Annotated in this window: 16 protein-coding genes; 9 read left to right on the top strand and 7 right to left on the bottom strand. The window is 74.9% G+C overall.

Translation table 11 applies throughout. The annotated features are described in order from the left end of the window. Nucleotides 1-3: 3 nt before the first annotated feature. From PZB77_RS23800 to rsmH, 4 genes are all read right to left on the bottom strand, one after another. Nucleotides 4-1,596 (bottom strand): UDP-N-acetylmuramoyl-L-alanyl-D-glutamate--2,6-diaminopimelate ligase, encoded by a 1,593-nt coding sequence (locus PZB77_RS23800; protein WP_275496189.1) that lies wholly within the window; start codon nucleotides 1,594-1,596, stop codon nucleotides 4-6. A 272-nt stretch (nucleotides 1,597-1,868) separates the two neighbouring features. Continuing rightward, nucleotides 1,869-3,842 (bottom strand): penicillin-binding transpeptidase domain-containing protein, encoded by a 1,974-nt coding sequence (locus tag PZB77_RS23795; protein WP_275494655.1) that lies wholly within the window; start codon nucleotides 3,840-3,842, stop codon nucleotides 1,869-1,871. 4 nt (nucleotides 3,843-3,846) lie between these two features. Then, nucleotides 3,847-4,542, bottom strand: coding sequence for a septum formation initiator (locus PZB77_RS23790; protein ID WP_275494654.1), 696 nt, complete (start codon nucleotides 4,540-4,542; stop codon nucleotides 3,847-3,849). Between the two features lie 55 nt (nucleotides 4,543-4,597). Then, nucleotides 4,598-5,560 (bottom strand): 16S rRNA (cytosine(1402)-N(4))-methyltransferase RsmH, encoded by a 963-nt coding sequence (gene rsmH, locus PZB77_RS23785; RefSeq protein WP_275494653.1) that lies wholly within the window; start codon nucleotides 5,558-5,560, stop codon nucleotides 4,598-4,600. A gap of 508 nt (nucleotides 5,561-6,068) precedes the next feature. Here rsmH and PZB77_RS23780 point away from each other — a divergent pair. The 4 genes from PZB77_RS23780 (at nucleotide 6,069) to PZB77_RS23765 (ending at nucleotide 11,799) form a co-directional block, all read left to right on the top strand. Further along, nucleotides 6,069-6,632, top strand: a complete 564-nt coding sequence (locus PZB77_RS23780; RefSeq protein ID WP_275494652.1) for a carbonic anhydrase — start codon at nucleotides 6,069-6,071, stop codon at nucleotides 6,630-6,632. Between the two features lie 345 nt (nucleotides 6,633-6,977). Continuing rightward, on the top strand, nucleotides 6,978-8,024 hold the full coding sequence (locus PZB77_RS23775; protein WP_275494651.1) for a MoxR family ATPase: 1,047 nt from the start codon (nucleotides 6,978-6,980) through the stop codon (nucleotides 8,022-8,024). Then, complete coding sequence (locus tag PZB77_RS23770; RefSeq protein WP_275494650.1) at nucleotides 8,024-9,412, top strand: DUF58 domain-containing protein; 1,389 nt, start codon at nucleotides 8,024-8,026, stop codon at nucleotides 9,410-9,412. Before PZB77_RS23775 ends, PZB77_RS23770 begins: the two co-directional genes overlap by 1 nt. Continuing rightward, nucleotides 9,409-11,799 carry a transglutaminaseTgpA domain-containing protein gene (locus PZB77_RS23765; RefSeq protein ID WP_275494649.1) on the top strand — a complete coding sequence of 797 codons (2,391 nt, stop codon included), beginning with the start codon at nucleotides 9,409-9,411 and terminating at the stop codon, nucleotides 11,797-11,799. The genes PZB77_RS23770 and PZB77_RS23765 overlap by 4 nt, the downstream gene beginning before the upstream one ends. A 95-nt stretch (nucleotides 11,800-11,894) precedes the next feature. Here PZB77_RS23765 and PZB77_RS23760 read toward each other — a convergent pair whose 3' ends face one another. From PZB77_RS23760 to PZB77_RS23750, 3 genes are all read right to left on the bottom strand, one after another. Continuing rightward, nucleotides 11,895-12,287: a DUF3040 domain-containing protein gene (locus PZB77_RS23760; protein ID WP_275494648.1), complete on the bottom strand. Its 393-nt coding sequence runs from the start codon at nucleotides 12,285-12,287 to the stop codon at nucleotides 11,895-11,897. 304 nt (nucleotides 12,288-12,591) lie between these two features. Beyond that, on the bottom strand, nucleotides 12,592-13,350 hold the full coding sequence (locus tag PZB77_RS23755) for a methyltransferase (RefSeq protein WP_275494647.1): 759 nt from the start codon (nucleotides 13,348-13,350) through the stop codon (nucleotides 12,592-12,594). A 166-nt stretch (nucleotides 13,351-13,516) separates the two neighbouring features. Continuing rightward, the gene (locus PZB77_RS23750) at nucleotides 13,517-14,044 is read right to left on the bottom strand and encodes an SAV_6107 family HEPN domain-containing protein (protein ID WP_275494646.1); all 528 of its coding nucleotides are present in this window, start codon (nucleotides 14,042-14,044) and stop codon (nucleotides 13,517-13,519) included. 161 nt (nucleotides 14,045-14,205) lie between these two features. On the opposite strand from PZB77_RS23750, the gene PZB77_RS23745 reads away from it, so the two are divergent. The 5 genes from PZB77_RS23745 (at nucleotide 14,206) to PZB77_RS23725 (ending at nucleotide 20,444) form a co-directional block, all read left to right on the top strand. Then, entirely contained in the window at nucleotides 14,206-15,090 is an 885-nt protein-coding gene (locus PZB77_RS23745; protein ID WP_275494645.1) for an ATP-binding cassette domain-containing protein, read from the top strand. Then, entirely contained in the window at nucleotides 15,062-17,173 is a 2,112-nt protein-coding gene (locus tag PZB77_RS23740) for a YhgE/Pip domain-containing protein (protein WP_275494644.1), read from the top strand. Before PZB77_RS23745 ends, PZB77_RS23740 begins: the two co-directional genes overlap by 29 nt. Nucleotides 17,174-17,213: 40 nt before the next feature. Next, nucleotides 17,214-17,825, top strand: a complete 612-nt coding sequence (locus tag PZB77_RS23735) for a TetR/AcrR family transcriptional regulator (protein WP_275494643.1) — start codon at nucleotides 17,214-17,216, stop codon at nucleotides 17,823-17,825. A 415-nt stretch (nucleotides 17,826-18,240) separates the two neighbouring features. Continuing rightward, entirely contained in the window at nucleotides 18,241-18,858 is a 618-nt protein-coding gene (locus PZB77_RS23730; protein ID WP_275494642.1) for a DUF4126 domain-containing protein, read from the top strand. Between the two features lie 74 nt (nucleotides 18,859-18,932). Further along, the gene (locus PZB77_RS23725; protein WP_275494641.1) at nucleotides 18,933-20,444 is read left to right on the top strand and encodes an NAD(P)/FAD-dependent oxidoreductase; all 1,512 of its coding nucleotides are present in this window, start codon (nucleotides 18,933-18,935) and stop codon (nucleotides 20,442-20,444) included. Nucleotides 20,445-20,471 lie beyond the last annotated feature (27 nt).

The raw sequence follows: 20,471 nt of genomic DNA, 5'->3' as shown, positions 1-20,471 counted from the left end.
TGGTCATCCCTGACTGTTGTTCTCGTGGTGGGCTTCGTGCTGCTGCGGGGAGGGGACGGCGGACTCGGCGCCGGGACGCCCCAGGGACCGCGCGATGGCGGCGCGCAGGACCTCGCGGTCGTCGAAGGGGCGTACCACCCCGTGGACGTCCTGGCCCTGCTCGTGGCCCTTCCCGGCGACGAGGACGGTGTCACCGGGTTCGGCGCGGGCGACGGCGGCGGCGACGGCCGCGGCCCGGTCGGCGTCGACCAGGACGTCGCCGCGCTCGTGGACCGGCACCTCGGCGGCGCCCGCCAGCATCGCGGAGAGGATGCGCAGCGGGTCCTCCGAGCGGGGGTTGTCGGAGGTCAGTACGGCGGTGTCGGCGAGGCGGGCCGCGGCCGCGCCCATCGGCGCGCGCTTGGTGGTGTCACGGTCGCCACCGCAGCCCAGCACGATGTGCACCCGGCCCCGGGTCACCTTGCGCAGCGAGCGGAGCACCGACTCGACGGCGTCGGTCTTGTGCGCGTAGTCGACGACGGCGAGGTACGGCTGCCCGGCGTCGACGCGTTCCAGCCGCCCCGGGACCCCGGGGACGGCGGCGACGCCGTCGGCGGCGGTCTGCGGGTCGATGCCGGCGACGGCCAGGGTGACGATCGCGGCGAGGCTGTTGGCCACGTTGAACGGGCCGGGCAGCGGGGCCCGGGCGGTGACCCGCTCGCCCTCCGGCCCCACGACGGTGAACGTGCTGTCCCGGGGGCCGACTTCGACGTCCTCGGCCCGCCAGTCGGCGTCCGGGTGCCCTTCGGCGGAGAAGGTGGTGACGGGGACGCCCGCCTCGGTGACGAGCCTGCGGCCGTACGCGTCGTCGTAGTTGACGACCCCTCGCCTGCTGCGCTCCGGGGTGAAGAGCCGCGCCTTGGCCTGGAAGTAGTCCTCCATGCCGGAGTGGAACTCCATGTGCTCCGGGCTGAGGTTGTTGAAGACGGCGACGTCGAAGACGCAGCCGTCGACCCGTCCGAGCACCAGCGCGTGGCTGGAGACCTCCATGGCGACGGCCTCGACCCCGCGTTCGCGCATGACGGCGAAGAGGGCCTGGAGGTCGGTGGCCTCGGGGGTGGTGCGCTCGGACTTGATCCGCTCGTCGCCGATGCGCGTCTCGACCGTGCCGATGAGCCCGGTGGTGCGCCCGGCGCCCCGCAGGCCGCCTTCGACGAGGTAGGCGGTGGTGGTCTTGCCGGAGGTCCCGGTGATCCCGATCTGGAGCAGGCCGGCGCCCGGGCTGCCGTAGATCTCGGCGGCGAGGCCGCCCATGACGGCGCGTGGGTCCTCGGCGACCAGCACCGGCAGACCGGTGGCGGCGGCGCGTTCGGCGCCGCTCGGGTCGGTGAGGACCGCGACGGCGCCCAGCCCGGCCGCCTGGGCCGCGAAGTCGGCGCCGTGCAGCTTCGCACCGGGCAGGGCGGCGTACACGTCGCCGGGGCGGACGGCCCGGGAGTCGTGGGTGATGCCGGTGACCTCCGCCGCAGTGGGCGGTTCGAGTCCGAGGCGGGCCGCGGGCCCGTCGAGGGGGACCGGCCGCAGCCGTTCCGGTCGGGGCGCTCCCGGGTAGTTCACGGGGGCGTCCTTCTGGGTGATTCGGTACTGATCAGCGTGGGGCACGGCGGTGAGCGTACCGGGCTGACCCGGGCTGTCGCCAAGCGAGGGGCCGGGGTTGCGGAACTTCTCGTTCCGGTTCCCCGGATCGGGGGTGATGGTGGTCACTGGTGCTCCCCTGGTCCGTACGAGGTCACGGCCGGATCCGGCGCGCGGTGCGGCGGCGCCGGGCGGAACGCCTCCGTCCGCCCGGCGCGCGCCGCGGCGCTCCCGCGCCCCCTCGCCCGGCCGTCTCAGCCGCCCGGCGCGAAGGAGACCGGCAGTCCGGGCGGGGCGGTGCCGCTCGGCTGGGTCTGGAGGGTCTTCAGCGCGAACTCCATGACCTTCTTGTAGATCGGTCCGCAGATCTGGCCGCCGAAGTAGTCGCCCCGGGTGGGGTTCTGGATCGCACAGTAGACGGTGATCTGCGGATCGTCGGCGGGCGCGAACCCGGCGAAGGAGGCGGTGTAGCCGTCGTAGACACCACTGACTGGATCCACCCGGTTGGCGGTACCGGTCTTGCCCGCGACCCGGTACCCCGGGATGCGCGCCTTGGTGCCGGTGCCCTCTTCGTCGTCGACGACCGACTCCAGCATGGCGGAGAGCTCCCTGGCCGTCTTCTCGCTGACCACCCGGGTCTCCTCGGGCTCCGCCGCCCGCGTGTAGCGGCCGTCGGCTCCCTTGGTGCCGCGCACCAGCGTGGGGGCGATCCGTACCCCGCCGTTGGCGATGGTGGAGTAGACCGAGGCGGCCTGGACCGCGTTGAGCGAGAGGCCCTGGCCGAAGGGGATCGTGTACTGCTGCGAGGTCGACCAGTCCTGGGGCCTGGTGAGGAGCCCCGCCGACTCGCCGGGGTAGCCGAGACCGGTGGGGCTGCCGATGCCGAACTTGCGGAGGTAGGAGTAGAGGACCCTGTTCGCCTCGGGCTGGGTCTTTCCGAGCTGACCGGTCGCCAGGATGGTGCCGATGTTGCTGGACTTGGCCAGGACGCCGTTGAGCGTGAGGTACCAGGTCTTGTGGTCGATGTCGTCCTTGAAGAGCCGGTCCCCGCGGTGCAGCCGGTTGGGCACCGTGACGTGCGTGGCCGGGGTGGCGACGCCCTCCTCCAGCACGGCGGCCATCGACATCACCTTGGCGGTGGAGCCGGGCTCGTAGACGTCCTGGAGCGCCGCGTTGCCCAGGGAGCCGGCGTCGACCGCGGAGAGGTCGTTCGGGTCGAAGCCGGGTGCGTTGGCCATGGCCAGCAGCTCGCCCGTCCTCGTGTTCTGCACGACGACGTAACCGCCGTCCGCCTTGGACTTCGCGACCTGGTCGGTGATGGCCCGCTGGGCGGCCCACTGGATGTCCCGGTCGATGGTGAGCTCGATGTCGGTGCCCTCGACCGCCGGGATCTCCTTGGCGCCGGCGGTGGGCACCCGGCGGCCACCCGACTGGGCGTACTTGATCTTCCCGTCCTGGCCGGAGAGCTCCTCGTTCAGCTGGGACTCCAGACCGCCGCCGCCCTTGCCGTCGGCGCTGACGAATCCCAGTATCCCGGCGGCGAGATCGCCGTTGGGGTAGACGCGCTTGGTCGTCGGCTCCTGGAAGACGCCCGCCAGCGCGTTGGATTCCGCGCCGGCCGCGGACGCCTTCTCCGCGAGGACCGCCTTGAGGTCCTTGATCTGCTTCCAGACCTGCGGGGTCTGCCGCCGGGCGAGCACGGTGTAGCGGCTGCCGGACTTCGAGAGCTGCGCGGTGAGCGTGGCCGCGTCCTTGCCGAGGATCGGGGCGAGCAGGGCGGCCGCCTGCTCGGGGGCGTCGGGGATCTCACTCTCGGCGGGGGTGAACATCTTGGGGTCGGCGGTGATGTCGTACGCGTCGACGCTGGTGGCCAGCGCGATCCCGTTGCGGTCGGTGATCTCGCCGCGTTCGGCGGCGACGGTGTACTCCAGGTAGCGGTTCTCCCGGGCCTTGGCCGAGTACGCGTGCGCGTCGATGGCCTGGACCTGGAGGAGCCGGCCCACGAAGACCAGCATGACGAGGGTCAGGCCGAGGCTGACCAGGCGCAGCCGGGGGCGCGGGTTGCCCAGGCGCAGGGAGCGCGGCCCGGGGCGGTTCCGGCCGGACGGGGGGTGCGGGCGGCGTGCCTCGGGCCGGGCGGGCGGCCGGGGGCGTCCCGTGCCGCCCGCGGCCCTCCGGGGGTGTGCGGGGCCGGGCACACGGCGGCGCGGCGGTTCCTTGGACGGCACTGCGTCACCTGCCCGGGGTCGTCGGGGTCGTGGTCGCCGCGGCGCGCTCCCGCGCGTCCTCGGCGTCGGCTTCCGCCACCGGCTCGGTGCCGGTGGTCCGCGCGCCCTGGACGCCCTGCGCGACCGGGGACGCCGGATCCGGGGAGGCGGCCGTCGGGGAGGGCGCGGCGGAGGGTACGGCGAGGGGTGGGGTGCTGCCCGCTGAGCCGGTGGACGACGTGTCCTCGGCGCCCGCGCCGGTCCCGTCGGCCGGTGCCGTACCGGTCGCCGCAGGGTCTTCGGACGTCTGCGGCTCTTCCGGCGGCGAGGAGGCGGGGGACGGCTGCGGGTCCGCGGTGACCTCGGCGGGCACGCCCCGGACCGTGCCGTCCGGGTTCAGGAAGGCGGGGCTGCCGCCGGGGACCATGCCCAGCTCCCTGGCCCGCCGTTCCAGCGCGTCGGGCTGCGAGAAGCCGTCCACGTCCCGCTGGAGCGCCTGCTCCTCGTCGGTGAGGTCGGTGGTCTGCTTCCGCAGCTCGCTGAGTCGGAACGAACCCTCGTTGAGTGCCGAGTTGAGCAGCAGCAGGCTGATCAGTCCACCGCCGAGGAGGACCACGACCAGCAGCATGAAGGGGGTACGGGCCGCGTTGCTCGGCCCCGACGGCATCAGCCGGGCGAGCCGGCCGGCCCGTCCGCCCCGCGGCACGGCCGGCCTGCTCACCGCGTCGCCTCCGGTGATCCGGCGCCCTCGGAGGGGGCGCGCCCGAGGGGGGCGGTCACCGCTCCTCCGCGCGGATGCGTTCGGCGCCGCGCAGCCGGGCGGGGGCGGCGCGCCGGTTCTCGGCGACCTCCTCCTCGGTGGGCAGCTCGGCGCCCCGGGTCAGCAGCTTGAGCCGGGGCTGGTACCGCTCGGGTACGACGGGCAGCCCGGGCGGGGCGGTGTTCGCGGCACCGGCCGCGAACACCTGCTTGACCAGCCGGTCCTCCAGCGAGTGGTAGGAGAGCACGGCGATCCGGCCGCCGACCGCGAGCGAGGCGACCGCGGCGGGGATGGCCCTCTCCAGGACGGTGAGCTCACCGTTGACCTCGATGCGCAGCGCCTGGAAGGTGCGCTTCGCCGGGTTGCCACCGGTGCGCTTGGCGGCCTGCGGCAGGGAGTCGCGGATCAGTTCGACGAGGCGGGCGCTGTTGGTGAACGGTTCCTTCTCACGTGCGCGCACGACCGCCGAGACGATCCGCTTCGCCTGCTTCTCCTCGCCGTAGGCGCGCAGGATGCGGACGAGTTCGCCCGGCGGGTAGGTGTTGAGGACCTCCGCGGCGCCGATCCCGGTGGTCTGGTCCATGCGCATGTCGAGCGGCGCGTCCTGGGCGTACGCGAAGCCCCGCTCGGCCTCGTCGAGCTGCATGGAGGAGACACCGAGGTCGAAGAGGACGCCCTGGACCTTCGGGACGCCGAGCCGGTCGAGCACCTCCGGCAGCTCGTCGTAGACCGCGTGCACCAGGGTGGCGCGGTCGCCGTACGGGGCGAGGCGCTCGCCGGAGAGCCGGAGCGCCTCCTTGTCCCGGTCGAGGGCGATCAGGCGCGCCTCGGGGAAGGCGGTGAGCAGGGCCTCGCTGTGGCCGCCGAGGCCGAGGGTGCAGTCGACGACCACCGGTGGGGGGCCGTCCGCCCGCAGAGCCGGGGCCAACAGGTCCAGGCATCGCTGGAGCATCACCGGGACGTGTCGGGTCTGGCTCAATGCGCCCTCTCAGGCTCAGGTCCGTGGGGCGGCACGTGCGGCCTGGTCCCCGCCCGCTCGGAAGGGGAGGTCTGCCGGCGCCGGGGAAGGGGCGCCGGCCGGCCGCGAGCGGGAGAGGGCCGGGCCGCACGTGCGACGCGGATCACGGGAGGATCGGACGTGCGGGGAAGGGCGGAGCGGCTGCGCTGCGCGTGCTGCGGAGGACCGCACCAGCGCGAGCACCACCACGAGGACCGGATCGCCACGCGGAACATGCGGTGCCGACGGGACGGAACCGGCCTTCGGGGCCGGTCGGTAACTTCGCGTCACTTTAGTCCACCCTGCCATTCGATCGATTCCGGATCAACGAACCGCTCTGCGCGTCGTCCCGCTCCGGTGGCCCCTCGTCCTCACCCGGACGGGCGAGCCGCGGTGAGTCCTGTGGGTTAGCTCACAACAAGCCTCGTTGGCGTTTTTTGTCCTCTTCCCCGAGCCGCTCGGAGCAGGCGGGACGGATAACGTCGTCTCCATGTCGACTTCCGCGCAGACCCCTCCCGCAGCCGTCCCCACCACCCCGGACGCCCCGCGTTCCGGCGATTCCGTCACGGACCGCCTGGTGGCGGCGAACGGTCGGTACGCGAGCGCGTTCACCGACCCGGGCATGGATGCCCGCCCGGTCCAGAAGGTGGCCGTGGTCGCCTGCATGGACGCCCGCATCGACCTGCACGCCGCGCTGGGACTGGAACTCGGTGACTGCCACACCATCCGCAACGCCGGCGGTGTGGTCACCGACGACGTGATCCGGTCGCTCACCATCAGCCAGCGGGCCCTCGGCACCCGCAGCGTCATACTGATCCACCACACCAACTGCGGCCTGGAGTCGCTGACCGAGGGCTTCCGCCACGAGCTGGAGCTGGAGGTCGGCCAGCGGCCGGTGTGGGCGGTGGAGTCCTTCTCCGACGTCGACCAGGACGTGCGCCAGTCCATCCAGCGGGTCCGCACCTCGCCCTTCCTCGTCCACACCGACGACATCCGGGGCTTCGTCTTCGACGTCACGACCGGTCTGCTGCGCGAGATCACCCCGGCCTCCTGACGCCCCGGCCGCCGGCGCCGCTGCGGCCGGGACCTCGCGTTCCGGCCGCCCACGACCTCCCACGACCGCCGTCCCGCCGCGTGGGGGACGGCGTGGCCGATCCCTCCTCCGTGCCGCCGCACCGGGCGGCGCGGCGCGCGTCCCGGCCCCGTACCGGGGTCCGAATATCGACAACACCCGACATATCGGCCCTGGTTGTCCGTGCGCGAGTGACACGAAGCGGTAACGGCAACAACAATGCGTGGGGTGACGTGCTCCGGGGCTTCCGGAGAGGCGTCCGCAAATCGGGGTGGGTCACGCCGTTCAGCGGTGCGGGCCCGTGCGTGAAGGGCCGAGGAGGACCGGGTGACCACCTATGACGAGCGAGCGAACCTCACTGATCTGACCGTCACGACGGAGCGGGTGCGCGGGTCGGTGGAACGCGTGATCGAGGGCAAGCCCGAGGTCGTGCGGATCGCGCTGACCGTGCTGCTCGCCGAGGGCCACCTGCTGATCGAGGACGTGCCCGGGGTCGGCAAGACCATGCTGGCCAAGGCGCTGGCCCGGTCCATCGACTGCTCCGTACGCCGCATCCAGTTCACCCCGGACCTGCTCCCCTCGGACATCACCGGCGTGTCCGTCTTCGACCAGCAGAGCAAGGACTTCGAATTCAAGCCGGGCGCCATCTTCGCGCAGATCGTGATCGGCGACGAGATCAACCGCGCCTCGCCCAAGACGCAGTCCGCCCTCCTCGAATCGATGGAGGAGCGCCAGGTCACCACCGACGGGCAGACCTACGCGCTGCCCGACCCGTTCATGGTCGTCGCGACCCAGAACCCGGTCGAGATGGAGGGCACCTATCCGCTGCCGGAGGCCCAGCGCGACCGGTTCATGGCCCGGGTGTCCATGGGGTACCCCGGTCCCGACGCCGAACTGCGGATGCTCGACACCCACGGCGGGGTCCCGCCGCTGGACGACCTGCAGCCGGTGGCCCACGCCCACGACATCGTGAAGCTCATCGAAGCCGTCCGCTCGGTCCACGTCGCCGAGTCGGTGCGGCGGTACACGGTCGAACTGGTCCGGGCCACCCGCGGCCACCCGGATCTGCGGCTCGGCGCCTCCCCCCGGGCCAGCCTGCACCTGTTGCGGGCGGCGAAGGCGGCGGCGGCCCTGAGCGGCCGGGACTACGCGCTGCCCGACGACGTCCAGGCCCTCGCGGTGCCGGTGCTCGCACACCGCCTGCTGCCCACCGCGCAGGCGCAGCTCAACCGCCGCACGGCGGAGCAGGTGGTGCAGGAGATCCTCCAGCGCACCCCCGTGCCCACCTCTCCCGGCTCCGGTGGCGCCGACCGGCGCATACCCCCGTACCCGCAGGGTGGACCGGCGTACGCGCCCGGCGCCCGGCGGGCGTGATGGACGACGCGCACCGGGGCTCCGGCCCCCGCGCCGGCACGGCCGGCGACGCCGGTGACAGGGGCACCCTGCGGGCGGCCTTCGGCGGTCTGACCACCCGGGGGCGTTCCTTCCTGGCCGCCGGCGTCGCCGCCGCGGGCTGCGCCTACGTGCTGGGTCAGGCGGACCTGCTCCTGGTCGGGCTGCTGCTCGCGGTGCTGCCGCTCGTCTGCGTCGGCGCGCTCCACCGCACCCGCTACCGGGTGGCCGGGACGCGGCGGCTCTCGCCCTCGCGGGTGCCCGCCGGCTCGGAGGCACGGGTGCACCTGCGGGTGGACAACACCTCTCGGCTCCCCTCCGGACTGCTGATGCTCCAGGACCGGGTCCCGTACGTGCTCGGTCCGAGGCCCCGCTTCGTGCTGGACCGGATGGAGCCCGGAGGGCGGCGGGAGGTCTCCTACCGGGTCCGCTCGGACCTGCGCGGCCGCTACCCGCTGGGACCGCTCCAGCTGCGGCTCGCCGACCCGTTCGGGATGTGCGAGCTGACCCGCTCCTTCAGCGCCCACGACACCCTGGTGGTGGTCCCCCGTACCCAGGCGCTCCCCCCGCTCCGTCTCACCGGCGCGGCCTCCGGGTACGGCGACGGGCGTCAGCGCTCCCTCGCCCAGGCGGGCGAGGACGACGTGCTGCCGCGCGGCTACCGGCACGGTGACGATCTGCGCCGGGTGCACTGGCGTTCCACCGCCCGGTACGGCGAGCTGATGGTGCGCCGGGAGGAGCAGCCGCAGCGGGCCCGCGCCTCGGTGCTGCTGGACACCCGCAGGTCGGCTTTCCGGGGCGCCGGGCCCGACGCCGCGTTCGAGTGGGCGGTGGCGGCCGCGGCCTCCGCGCTGGCCCACCTGGTGGAGCGGGGCTTCGCCGTACGGCTGCTGACGGACGAGGGCGGGGCCGCGCCCGGCGACGGCGGTGACGGTTTCACCGGTTCCGCCCACGGGTCGGCGGAGGCGGCCGGGCCGATGCTGGACGCCCTCGCGGTCGTCGAGCACTCCGACGCGAGCGGGCTGAGCGGTGCGCACGACGTCTTGCGCGGCGGGCACGAAGGGCTGCTGCTCGCCTTCTTCGGCGACCTCGACGAGGAGCAGGTGGCGACTGCGGCCGCCATGCGGCGGCGCAGCGGTGCGGCCGTCGCGTTCGTCCTGGACGGCGAGGCGTGGGCGCCGGGTGCGGGGTCCACGCCGTCGGTCCCGTTCGGGGAGCGGCTGCGGCTGCTGCGCGAGGAGGGCTGGACCGCGGTGCCGGTGCCGCCGGGGGCGGACCTCGCCCAGGTGTGGCAGCGGGCCGGGCAGCCCGGTGACACCCAGCCCGCCGGTGGCGGCGCTGCGACAGGCTTCTCCGGAGGATGGTCATGAGCAGTCCCGTCCGGCTCGCCCTGTGGGCCTGCGTGGCGACGCTGCTGGCGGCGGGGGCGCTGCTGCCGCTGGTCGATCCCTGGACGTGGATCGGCCAGGCCGCCCTGCTGCTCGCCGTGCAGAGCGGGGCGGGGTCACTGGCGCGCCGGTTCGTCGCGGCGCGGACCGCGACCGTCGCCGTGCAGGTGGTGGTGGCGCTCGTGCTGCTGACGGCGGTCTTCGCCGGTGACCGGGCGGTGCTCGGGGTGCTGCCCGGACCGCAGGCGGTCCAGTGGCTGGGGGACCTGCTGACGACGGGCGTGGACGACGTGGGCCGCTACGCGATCCCGGCGCCCATGACGGACGGCATCCGGCTGCTGCTGGTCGGCGGGGTCCTCGTGGTGGGGCTGCTCGTCGACGTGCTGGCGGTGACGCTGCGTGCCGCGGCGCCCGCCGGGCTCCCGCTGCTGGCGCTCTACTCGGTGGCGGCGGGGCTGTCCGACGACGGGGCGAGCCGATGGTGGTTCGCCCTCGCGGCGCCGGGCTATCTGCTGCTCCTGCTGGCCGAGGGCCGGGACCGGACCGCCCAGTGGGGGCGGCTCTTCGGCGGGCCGTCGCCCCGCACCGGGGTACGGCCGGTGGTGAAGTCGCCGGTGCGGACCGGGCGCCGGATCGGCGCGGCGGCGCTGGGCGTCACGCTGGCGGTGTCGTACGCGCTGCCCTCGCTCGGCACCGGCCTGCTGGGCGACTTCGGCACCGGCAACGGCCGGGGAGGCGGCGGGGGGACGATCTCGGCGGTGAACCCGCTGGTCTCGCTGCAGGACAGCCTCAACCAGTCGGAGGACCGGGAGGTGCTGACGTACCGCTCCAGCGACGGCACTCCCGGCGACCTCTACCTGCGCATCCTCTCGCTCGACCGGTTCACCGGCGCCGAATGGCTGCCGTCCAAGCGGGCCCTGCGGGACGTGCCGGACCAGCTTCCGCAGCCGACGGGTCTCGGAGCGGGGGTCGCCGCCCGGGAGATCACCTCGCGGATCTCGGCCTCCGGGGGCTACCGGCAGGACTACCTGCCGATGCCGTACCCGGCGACGAAGGTCGAGGTCGAGGGCCGCTGGCGGTACGAGCCCGAGGGGCGCACCCTCATCGGCGACGGCGGGCAGACCACACGCGGCGCGGAGTACGAGGTCAGCAGTCTGGTGGTGGAGCCGACGGCCGGGCAACTGGCGTCGGCGGGGCTGCCCCCGGCGGAGCTGACCCGCGAGTACACCGAGGTCCCGGCGGCCCTGCCGGACGTGGTGGCGGAGACCGCCGCCGAGGTCGCGCGGGGTTCGGCCAACCACTACGAGCAGGCCGTGGCGCTGCAGGACTGGTTCGCGCTGAACGGCGGCTTCTCCTACGACACGAAGGTGAACTCGGGGACCGGATCGGCCGCGATCGCGCGGTTCCTCAAGGACCGGCGGGGCTTCTGCGTGCACTTCTCGTTCGCGATGGCGGCGATGGCCCGGACGCTGGGCATCCCGGCCCGGGTCGCGGTGGGCTTCGCCCCGGGCACGACGCAGGCGGACGGTTCGGTCTCCCTGGGGCTGCGGGACGCCCACGCCTGGCCGGAGCTGTACTTCGAGGGCGTGGGCTGGACCCGGTTCGAGCCCACCCCGACGCGGGGTTCGGTGCCCCCGTACACGGTGCCCCAGGCGCCCACCGGGGCGGCGGACCCCTCGGCGGCGCCGACGACCGCGGCCCCGGAGCGGCCGTCGGCCGCCCCGTCCGCCTCGGAGAGCTGCCCGGCGCAGATGCGCCGGGAGGGCGACTGCGGTGCGACGGCGGCCCCGGCCGCCGTGGACACCGGCGGGCCGGGCTTCCCGCTCGGCACGGTGGTCCTGGGGGTGCTCGGGGTGGTGCTGGTCGTGCTGTTCCTCCTGTCGCCCCTGCTGTGGCGGACCCGGGTGCGGGACCGGCGGCTGTACCGGTCGGGCGGCCGGACCCCGGCGGACGCGGCGGCGAGAACGCTGGCGGTCTGGCGGGAGATCACGGACTCGGCCTGGGACTACGGCATCGTCCCGGACGAGGCGCTGACCCCGCGTGCGGCCGCCTGCCGCCTCGCCCGGCTGGGTGGTCTCGAGGACGAGCCGGCGGCGGCGGCACGGCGGGTCGCGGAGGCGGTGGAACAGGTGCTGTACGCGCCCCGGCCGCTTCCGGCGAGCCGACTGGCCGAGGACGCGGTGACCGTGCGCGGGGGCTTGGCCGACCGGGCGGGCCGGCTCACCCGGCTCCGGGCCGCACTCGCCCCCCGCTCGGCCGTCCGGGTGGTGTGGGCCGCCTCGGAGAGCCGGACGGCACTGGCGCGACGGCTCTCGGAGCGGTTCGCGGCCCTCGGCCGGTCGCTGCGCCCCTCCCGCTCGCGGGGCTGAGCGGGTACGGCCGAGGGGCGGGACGCGTCCTGCGCGTCCCGCCCCTCGCCGTACGTCCTACCGTCCCCGTCCCGCTCACCGCGGCGGGGGAAGGTTCACTGGCCCTGTTCGTCGCGGCGGCGCTGCCACCGTTGCTCGATGCGGTTCATCACGGACCGGTGTTGCCGGGGCTGCCGCCCGGCGGCCGGGGCACCGCGCTGCGGCTGCTCCCCGGGCTTGGGTGCCCTGCGCCAGCCGGTGACCGCGAGTACGGCGCAACCGAGCATGACGAGGAACCCGACCACACTGATCCAGATCTGCTGGGCGACCATTCCGGCCATGAGGAGCGCGATACCCACCAGAAATCCAGCGACCGCCTGGTAGACCCGTCGCCGGGTGTACGTACGCAGTCCGCTTCCCTCGAGCGCTGTCGCGAACTTGGGATCTTCGGCGTACAGCGCTCGCTCCATCTGCTCGAGCATGCGCTGCTCGTGCTCCGAGAGCGGCACGGAGTCCTCCTCGTCGTCGGCCGCGGGGGCGACCGGTAAGCGGCCCTTCCAGGATAGGCAGGGATTCACCCCCGGGAAACCCGCCCACCAGCCAGCAGCCAGTCCGTACCGCCATGTCGGTTCGGCCCTTGAGGCGTTGATTCCCCGGCGACCGATCCGTCATGCCGGATCCTGTCACCCGATCATACGGGGCCCGGGCCCGGATCGGGGGGCCGGAGCCGGAGGTGATGCGCCGGTCCGTGCGGCGGCGCGCCGCTGATCAGCCGCTCCCCCGCCGCCCGCTCCGTGCCGCGCCCCGGGGCCGTCAGGCCCTTCGCTCTCCCAGGACGTGCAGCTGGGTGGCGACCGAGTGGAACGCCGGCAGCTCGGCGGCGGCCGCTTCCAGCTGCAGCAGGGCCTGGAGCGCTCCGGGTTCGGTGTCCACGAGGACGCCGGGGACCAGGTCGGCGAAGACCCGTACGCCGTGCACCGAGGCCACGTCGAGACCCGCGTCCCGGACCAGGCCGGAGAGCTGGTCGGCGGTGAAGCGGCGGGGCAGGGGGTCGCCGTCGCCCCAGCGGCCCGCCGGGTCGGTGAGCGCCCGTCGGGCCTCGGCGAAGTGGCCGGCGAGGGCGCGGGCCAGCACGGCGCCGCCCGACCCGGCGGTGAGCAGGCTGAGCGCGCCGGACGGGCGGAGCGCCTCGACGGCGTTGCGTACGCCTTCGGCCGGCTCGTCCACGTACTCCAGGACGCCGTGGCAGAGCACCGCGTCGAAGGAACCGCGCCGCACCACGTCGAAGAGCCCGAGGATGTCGCCCTGGACCCCGCGCACCCGGTCGGCGACGCCCGCCTCGTCGGCCCGGCGTTCCAGCGCGAAGAGGGCGTCCGGGCTGGGGTCGACGACGGTGACGTGGTGCCCCAGCCGGGCGGCGGGCACGGCGAAGTTGCCGGTGCCGCCTCCGGTGTCCAGGACCTCCAGGCTGTCGCTGCCGGTCGCCTTCGTCTGGCGGTCGAGGGCGTCCTTGAGGACCTCCCAGACCACGGCGGTACGGAGGGAGGCGCGGGGGCGCGGCTGGTCCGACACGGCAGATGACTCCTCGGCGCGGTGCCGCCGCGGGCGGCGGAGCGTGAACGGTGCAGGTGGTGCGGGTGGACTCCACCCTATTGCCTCGCACCTCCCGCCCCGTCACCCCGCGGCAGGTCGGCGGCGGGCCGCCGGGAGGCCCGCCCGGGCCCGCCGCCGGCGCCGGTCACCCCTGGCCGGGGCGGCCGCTCCTCGGCAGCGGGAGGGTGGGGTGGAGGCTGAGCAGGCGCTCCACCAGGCGCAGGAACATCGCGACGTCGCGCAGCAGGTCGTCGGCGTCGCGCCGGCTCGCCGCCCCGGGGAGACCGGCCTCGGCGCGGGCCCGGCGCGCGGCGCCCGACGCAAAGAGGGCGCTCCACTCGGTGAGCTCCGGCGCTATCTCGGGGAGCACCTCCCAGGCGCTGCGGATGCGCTCGCGGTGGCGCTTGCTGGTCTCGGGGCGGCCGCGGGCGGCGAGCACCGCGGCGGCGGCGCGCAGTGCGGCGAGGTGTGCGGTGGCGTAGCGCTCGTTGGGGACGTCGAGGACGGCGGCCTCGGTCAGGCCGGCGTGGGCCGTGGCGAGGAGGTCGAGGGCGGCAGGCGGCGCTCCGGCCCGGCGCGACACGGGGTGGACGTCGTCGGGCGGACCGGTCGGTGAGGGGGCAGGGCTGCCTGCGCGGCGCCGCGGGGCGGCGGCTGCGGACGAGCTGGCCATGACGATCCTCCTGTCGTCTGTGACGGCACGGTGGCCGTATGTGTCCATGGTGTCGGGTACCACTGACAGTCCGGTTCACGCCCTCGGTGACCTGGCCTTTTGCTTCGGGGGCAGGTTGCGGCTACGTTTTTGCACTGACCAGTCAGTTCAAAGGGGGACCGATGACGGACGAAGAGCCGACGGCCGCTCCCGGCCCGGCGCCTCCCGGAGGCGCGGCCGTCGACGTGCGCGGCCTCGGGGTGCGCGGGCCGCGCGGATGGGCGTTCCGGGGCGTGGAGTTCCATGCCGCGGCCGGCACGCTCGTCGCCCTCCAGGGGCCGTCGGGTTCCGGCCGCACCTCACTGCTGCTGGCGCTCACCGGCCGGATGCGGACCACGGAGGGACGCGCGGAGACCGGCGGGTTCGCACTGCCGGGCCGGCTCGCGGCGGTCCGCCGCGTCACCGCCCTCGGACCGGTCCCCGGCGTCAGCGAGCTCGACCCGGCACTGACCGTCGCCGAGCACCTGCGCGAACGCGCCCTGCTCCGGAGCCGGTACACCGGGCCCGTGCGGGCGCTGCTCCGTCCGGGCCGCGAACGCGCGGCGGTGGCCGAGCGGATCGACGAGGCGGTGGCAGCGGCCGGGCTCGACCTCGCCGCCCTGCCGAAGGCAGGACGGACCCAGGCCCGGGACCTGGAGCGGCTGGAGTCGCTGCGGCTCTCGGTGGCCCTGGCCCTGCTGGACCGGCCCCGGCTGCTCGCGGTCGACGACACGGACCTCGGGCTCGACGCGGCGGGCCGGGCGGCGGCGTGGGAGCTGCTGCGCTCGGTCGCCGCCGGGGGCACGACCGTGCTCGCCGTCTGCGCCGAGGCCCCGCAGGACGTGTTCACCGTGCGGACCGGCCCGGGGGCGGCCCCCGGCGCCGCAGCCACGGACACCGCCGGGAGCCCCGCCCCCGGCGCCGGGCGCACCACCACCGCGGTCACCGCCGGCACCCCTGGTACCCCCGGCACCACCCACACCGAGAAGGAGGCCGACCATGCGGGCGACGGGACTCGCCGGGCTTGAGCTGAAACGCTTCGGCAGGGGAAAGCTGCCGCGCGCCGCGCTCGCCGCCCTCCTGCTGCTGCCCCTGCTGTACGGCGCGCTCTACCTCTGGTCCTTCTGGGACCCGTACGGACATCTGGACCGGATCCCCGTCGCCCTGGTCAACGAGGACCGGGGAGCGCGGGTGCCCGGGGAGAAGGGGAGCGGGTCCTCCGGCGAACGGCTCGCCGCCGGGGACGAGCTCACCGAGAAGCTGCTGGACTCCCGGACCTTCGAGTGGCACCGGGTGGACGCGGCCGAGGCCCGGCGGGGTGTGGAGGACAGCACGTACTACCTCTCGCTCACCCTGCCGGCCGACCTCAGTCGGCGGATCGCGTCGAGCGGCGGGGACTCCCCGGAGACCGGGGCCCTGCGGGTGCGCACCAACGACGCCAACAACTACATCGTCGGCCAGATCTCCCGGACGGTGTTCTCCGAGATCCGCGCGGCCGCGTCGGCCGAGGCCTCACGCGGCTTCCTGGACCGGATCTTCGTCGACTTCTCGGACCTCCACGACGCGACCGCGAAGGCCGCCGCCGGCGCCGGCGATCTGCACAGCGGCATCGCGACGGCCGAGAAGGGGTCGAAGGACCTCGCCGAGGGACTCGGGGAGAGCAAGGCGGGCAGCGAGCGGCTCGCCGCCGGCCTCACCGCGCTCGACCAGGGCTCCGCCGAACTGCGGACCGGCTCGCGGCAGGTGGCGGAGGGCACCCGGCTCCTCGCCGACCGGGTCGACGCCGTCGCGAGCGGGATCCGCCCGTTCCTCGGCGACGACGGCGAGTCCATCGGTGACACCGCCCGGCTGGTCGCCGACGCCTCGCGGACCGTGCGGCAGAACCTCGACGAGCTGGTGAAGGCCGCACCCCTCGCCGCCACCGCCGCGCACACCGCCTCCGACGACCTCGCCGCCGTCCACACCCAGCGGTGCGAGGACCCGGCGTCGCCGGACCCGGCCCTCTGCGCACCCCTGGAGAAGGCCGCGACGGCAGCGGCCGGTGTCGCGGAGGTCGCCGACGACGTCAGCGCCCTGGTCACCGACGAGCAGGGAGACCTCACCACGCTCCGGACCCGGCTGACGGACCTGGAGCGCCGGGCCCGGGAGCTCGAACGCCGCGCACCGACGCTCGACGACGATCTGGACGCGGCCGTGGCCAAGGTCGACGCGCTCGACGCGGGCGCGCAGCGGGTCGCCGAGGGCGCCGGGACCCTGCACACCGGGCTCACGACGGCGAAGTCCGGGGCCACCGCCCTGGACACCGGGGTGGGCGAGCTGAGGACCGGCGCCACCGGCCTGGACTCCGGGCTGCACCGTCTGAGCGACGGGTCGACCACCCTCGCCGACGGGCTGAAGGACGGGGCCGACAGGATTCCGGACTACGACGACGCCGACCGCGACGCGCGTACCGGCGTCATGGCCGACCCGGTCCGGCTGGCCTCCTCGTCCCTGCACGCGGCGCCGAACTACGGCACCGGCTTCGCCCCCTACTTCATCCCGCTCTCCCTCTGGGTCGGTGCGATGGTCGCCTACATGCTGATGCAACCGCTCAACCGGCGCGCCCTGGCGGTCGGCGCCCCGGCCCGCCGGACCGCGCTCGCGAGCTGGCTGCCGGTGGCGGCGATCGGGTTGCTGCAGGTCGCCGCGCTGATGTCCGTACTCCACTGGGGTCTGGGCCTGGAGATGGCGCACCCGGTCGGCACGGTCGCCTTCCTGGCGCTGGTGACCTGCTCTTTCGCCGCGATCGTGCAGTGGCTGAACGCCCGTTTCGGGGCCGCGGGACGGATCCTGGTGCTGGCGCTGCTGATGCTCCAGCTGACCTCGGCGGGCGGTACGTACCCCGTCCGGACCAGCCCCGGCTTCTTCGAGGCGCTCCACCCCTGGCTGCCGATGAGTCACGTCGTCGACGCGCTGCGACGGCTGATCACCGGCGGCGGGCTCGGGCCCGTGTGGCAGGCTTGCGCGGTGCTCGCCGCCTTCACGGCGGGGGCCCTGGCGCTGACGGCCGTCGCCGCCCGCCGCCGGCAGGTGTGGACCCTGGAGCGGCTGCATCCGGAGCTCGCTCTGTGAACGGGCTCGGAGCGCGGGCGGACCTGTGAGAATCACCGTCATGGAAAGCAGTGGCACCACGCGCCGCCAGGCGACCCGGCAGAAGCTCTACGAGGCGGCCGTGACCCTCATCGCCGAGAAGGGTTTCTCGGCGACCACGGTGGACGAGATCGCCGAGCGGGCCGGTGTGGCCAAAGGAACGGTGTACTACAACTTCAAGAGCAAGACCGAGCTCTTCGAGGAGTTGTTGCGGCACGGCGTCGGCCTGCTGACCGCCGCGCTGCGGGCGGCCTCCGAGGAGACCGCCGCACGCGGGGGGACCCGGGTCGCCGCGCTGGACGCGATGATCCGGGCGGGGCTCGCCTTCATCGACCGCTACCCGTCCTTCACCCAGCTCTACGTGGCCGAGCTGTGGCGCACCAACAGGGCGTGGCAGGCGACCCTCCTGGTGGTGCGTCAGGAGGCGGTCGCGGTGGTGGAGGACGAGTTGCGGGCGGGGGTGGAGAACGGCGAGCTGAGTGCGGAGATCGACATTCCGCTGACCGCCGCCGCGTTGGTCGGGATGGTGCTGGTGGCGGCGCTGGACTGGCAGGCGTTCCAGCCGGAGCGCTCGCTCGACGAGGTCCACTCGGCGCTCTCGCTGCTGCTGCACGGCCGGGTCAGCGGGCACTGAGCGTCCGCGGGGCCGCCCGACGACGGCAAGGGCGGCGCGGGCCCTCGGGCCCCGTGCTCCCTCAGCGGCCGCACGGCCGCGAGACGGAGGAGACGCCGGTCCAGTGGAGTCCGATCCCCCTCGGACTCCACCGGACCGGCGTCCCGCGCACTGCCGGAGGAGCCCTCCCCCGTGGCCCCGGTCCCCCGTGGCCCCCGGCTCCCCCGTCGTGCCCCCGTTGCGGTGGGGGCCCGGGCCGTCCGCCGCCCCGTGCCGGCGGTCCGGGCACCGTGCCCCTTCCGTGCCCCCCACTCTTCCGCCTCGGCGGGCGGTGGCCCATCCGCGCACCTACTCATCCCGGGCCCTGGGTACGCGTACTCAGCCCTGTGTGCCGGAGCTCACCCGCGGCCGCCCGCGGCTCGTTACGATCGCCTCCGTGTCCGTACTCCCCTTGGTCTTCACGAGCGGCTGGGCGAGCGGGATCAACGCGTACGCGGTGGTCCTCCTCCTCGGCGTCTTCGGCGCGACCGGCCTGAGCGACGAGGTCCCCGCGTCCCTGCAGCGCACCGACGTACTCGTCGTGGCGGCGCTGCTCTTCCTGGTCGAGGCGGTGGCCGACAAGATCCCCTACCTGGACACCGCCTGGGACGCCGTCCACACGGTGGTCAGACCGGCGTCCGGGGCGGTCGTCGCCGCGCTGCTGGCGGGCGACTCCGGCTCGCTGCCTCAGATCGCGGCGGGCGCGCTCGGCGGTTCGACCGCGCTCCTGAGCCACTTGGTCAAGGCCGGTACGCGCATGGCGGTCAACTCCTCGCCCGAACCGTTCTCCAACGTCGTGGTCAGCACGGCGGAGGACCTGGGCGTGGCGGCGATCATCACCTTCGCGATATTCCATCCGGTGGCCGCGGCCGTCGTCGCCGCGGTGCTGCTGGTGCTCGGCCTGCTGGCGCTCTTCCTGCTCGCCTCCCGCATCCGCCGCTACCTCCGCCGCCGGGCCGAGCGGCGGCAGGAGCGGGAGCCGGCCGGGGCGGGCCGGCCCCGGCCGTACGGCTGACGGGGCCGGCGGACCCGGGCGGACGGCGCCACCTGGCGCCGGGGCTTGCGCAGGTGCTCGATAAGGTCACCGGCATGGCACGAATTGCGGTGATCGGCGCCGGCACGGGCGCCATGGCGGCGGCCGCCCGGCTCGCGGTGGCGGGCCACCGGGTGACGGTGTACGAGCGGTCGGACACGTACGGGGGCTCCCTCGGGCGGTACGAGCGCGACGGTTTCGTCTTCGACACCGGTCCGGCCCTGCTCCATCTGCCTGCCGTGCAGCGCGACCTCTTCGTCAAGACCGGGAAGGAGCCCCTGGAGCAGCGCGTGACGCTGACCCAGGTCGATCCGGCGAGCCACCACGTCTTCGCGGACGGCACCCGGGTGTCCCTGCCCAACGCCTCCCGGGCCGGGGTCGTCGCCGCCCTGGACGAGGCGCTCGGCGGGGGTGCGGGGGGCCGCTGGGGCGCCTTCCTCGACCGGGCCGGGGACGCCTGGGACCGCTCGCGGCGGCCCCTGCTGGAGGAACCGCTGCGGTCGGACTGGCAGGTCCTCGGCCGCGACCCGTACCCGGCGGTCCGCACGCGCCGGCTGCTGCGCGCGCGGCGGGCCACCACCCTGGCGGAGGTCGGCGCGTGGGAACTGGGCGACCCCCGGCTGGCCGCCCTGCTCGACGGCTACGCCCTGGCGTACGGGCTCGACCCGCGCGGGGCGCCGGCGGGCGCCGCGCTGCTGCCGTACATGGAGGAGACCTTCGGTACCTGGTACGTCGCCGGCGGGATGCGGGCGCTGGCCGAGGCGCTGTACGAGCGGTGCCGGGCCCGGCGGGTGGAGTTCGTGTTCGGCGCGGAGGCGGTCCGGGTCGTGGAGAAGGACGGCCGGACGGCCGGTGTGGAGCTGGCGGACGGTACGCAGGTCGGGGCCGACCAGGTGGTGCTGGGCGTACGCCCGCGCCCGGAGCTGGTGCCGGCCGGGGCGCTGGGGGCGGACGACGTGCCGGTGCAGCCGCGTCCGGGGACCGGGCCGCTGCCGGGCCGCTTCGTGGTGATGCTCTCGCTGCGCGGGGGCCGGGACCCCGGGGCGCCGCACCGGACGGTGGTACACGCCCCGGACGGGGCGGCGGAGCAGGCGGCGCTCTTCGCGGGGCGGCTCGCCGAGGTGCCCACGGTCACCGTGCTGCGCCCGGACGATCCTGCGACCCGGCCGGACGAGGAGCACGAGGCGGTGACGCTGGTGGCCACGGTCGCCCCGCACGGTCCGGTCGACTGGACGGACCCGGCGCTGCGCGAGCGGTACGCCGCGACGGTGGTCGCGGCAGCCGGGAAGGCGCTCCCCGGACTGCGCGGACGCGTCCTGCACTCCGAGGTGCGCACCCCCGCGGAGACGGAGGCGCAGACCGGCGCGACAGGAGGTTCGGTGCCGCCGCCCGCGCTGGCGGGGGCGGCGGGCGCCCTGCTGCACGCGGCCAACCGCACCCGTCTGCCGGGCCTCTACCTGGCGGGCGGCTGGGCGCATCCCGGTGGCGGTCCGGCCCACGCGGGGATGTCGGGCGCCCTGGTCACCGGCCTGATCGTGGAGGGCGACGGTTTCCGGGGCTCGCGGTGAGCCGGGCGGGACGCGCGCGGCATGACA

Source organism: Streptomyces sp. AM 2-1-1, from assembly GCF_029167645.1.
GTDB lineage: Bacteria > Actinomycetota > Actinomycetes > Streptomycetales > Streptomycetaceae > Streptomyces.
This window is presented reverse-complemented; position numbering and strand designations above follow the sequence as displayed.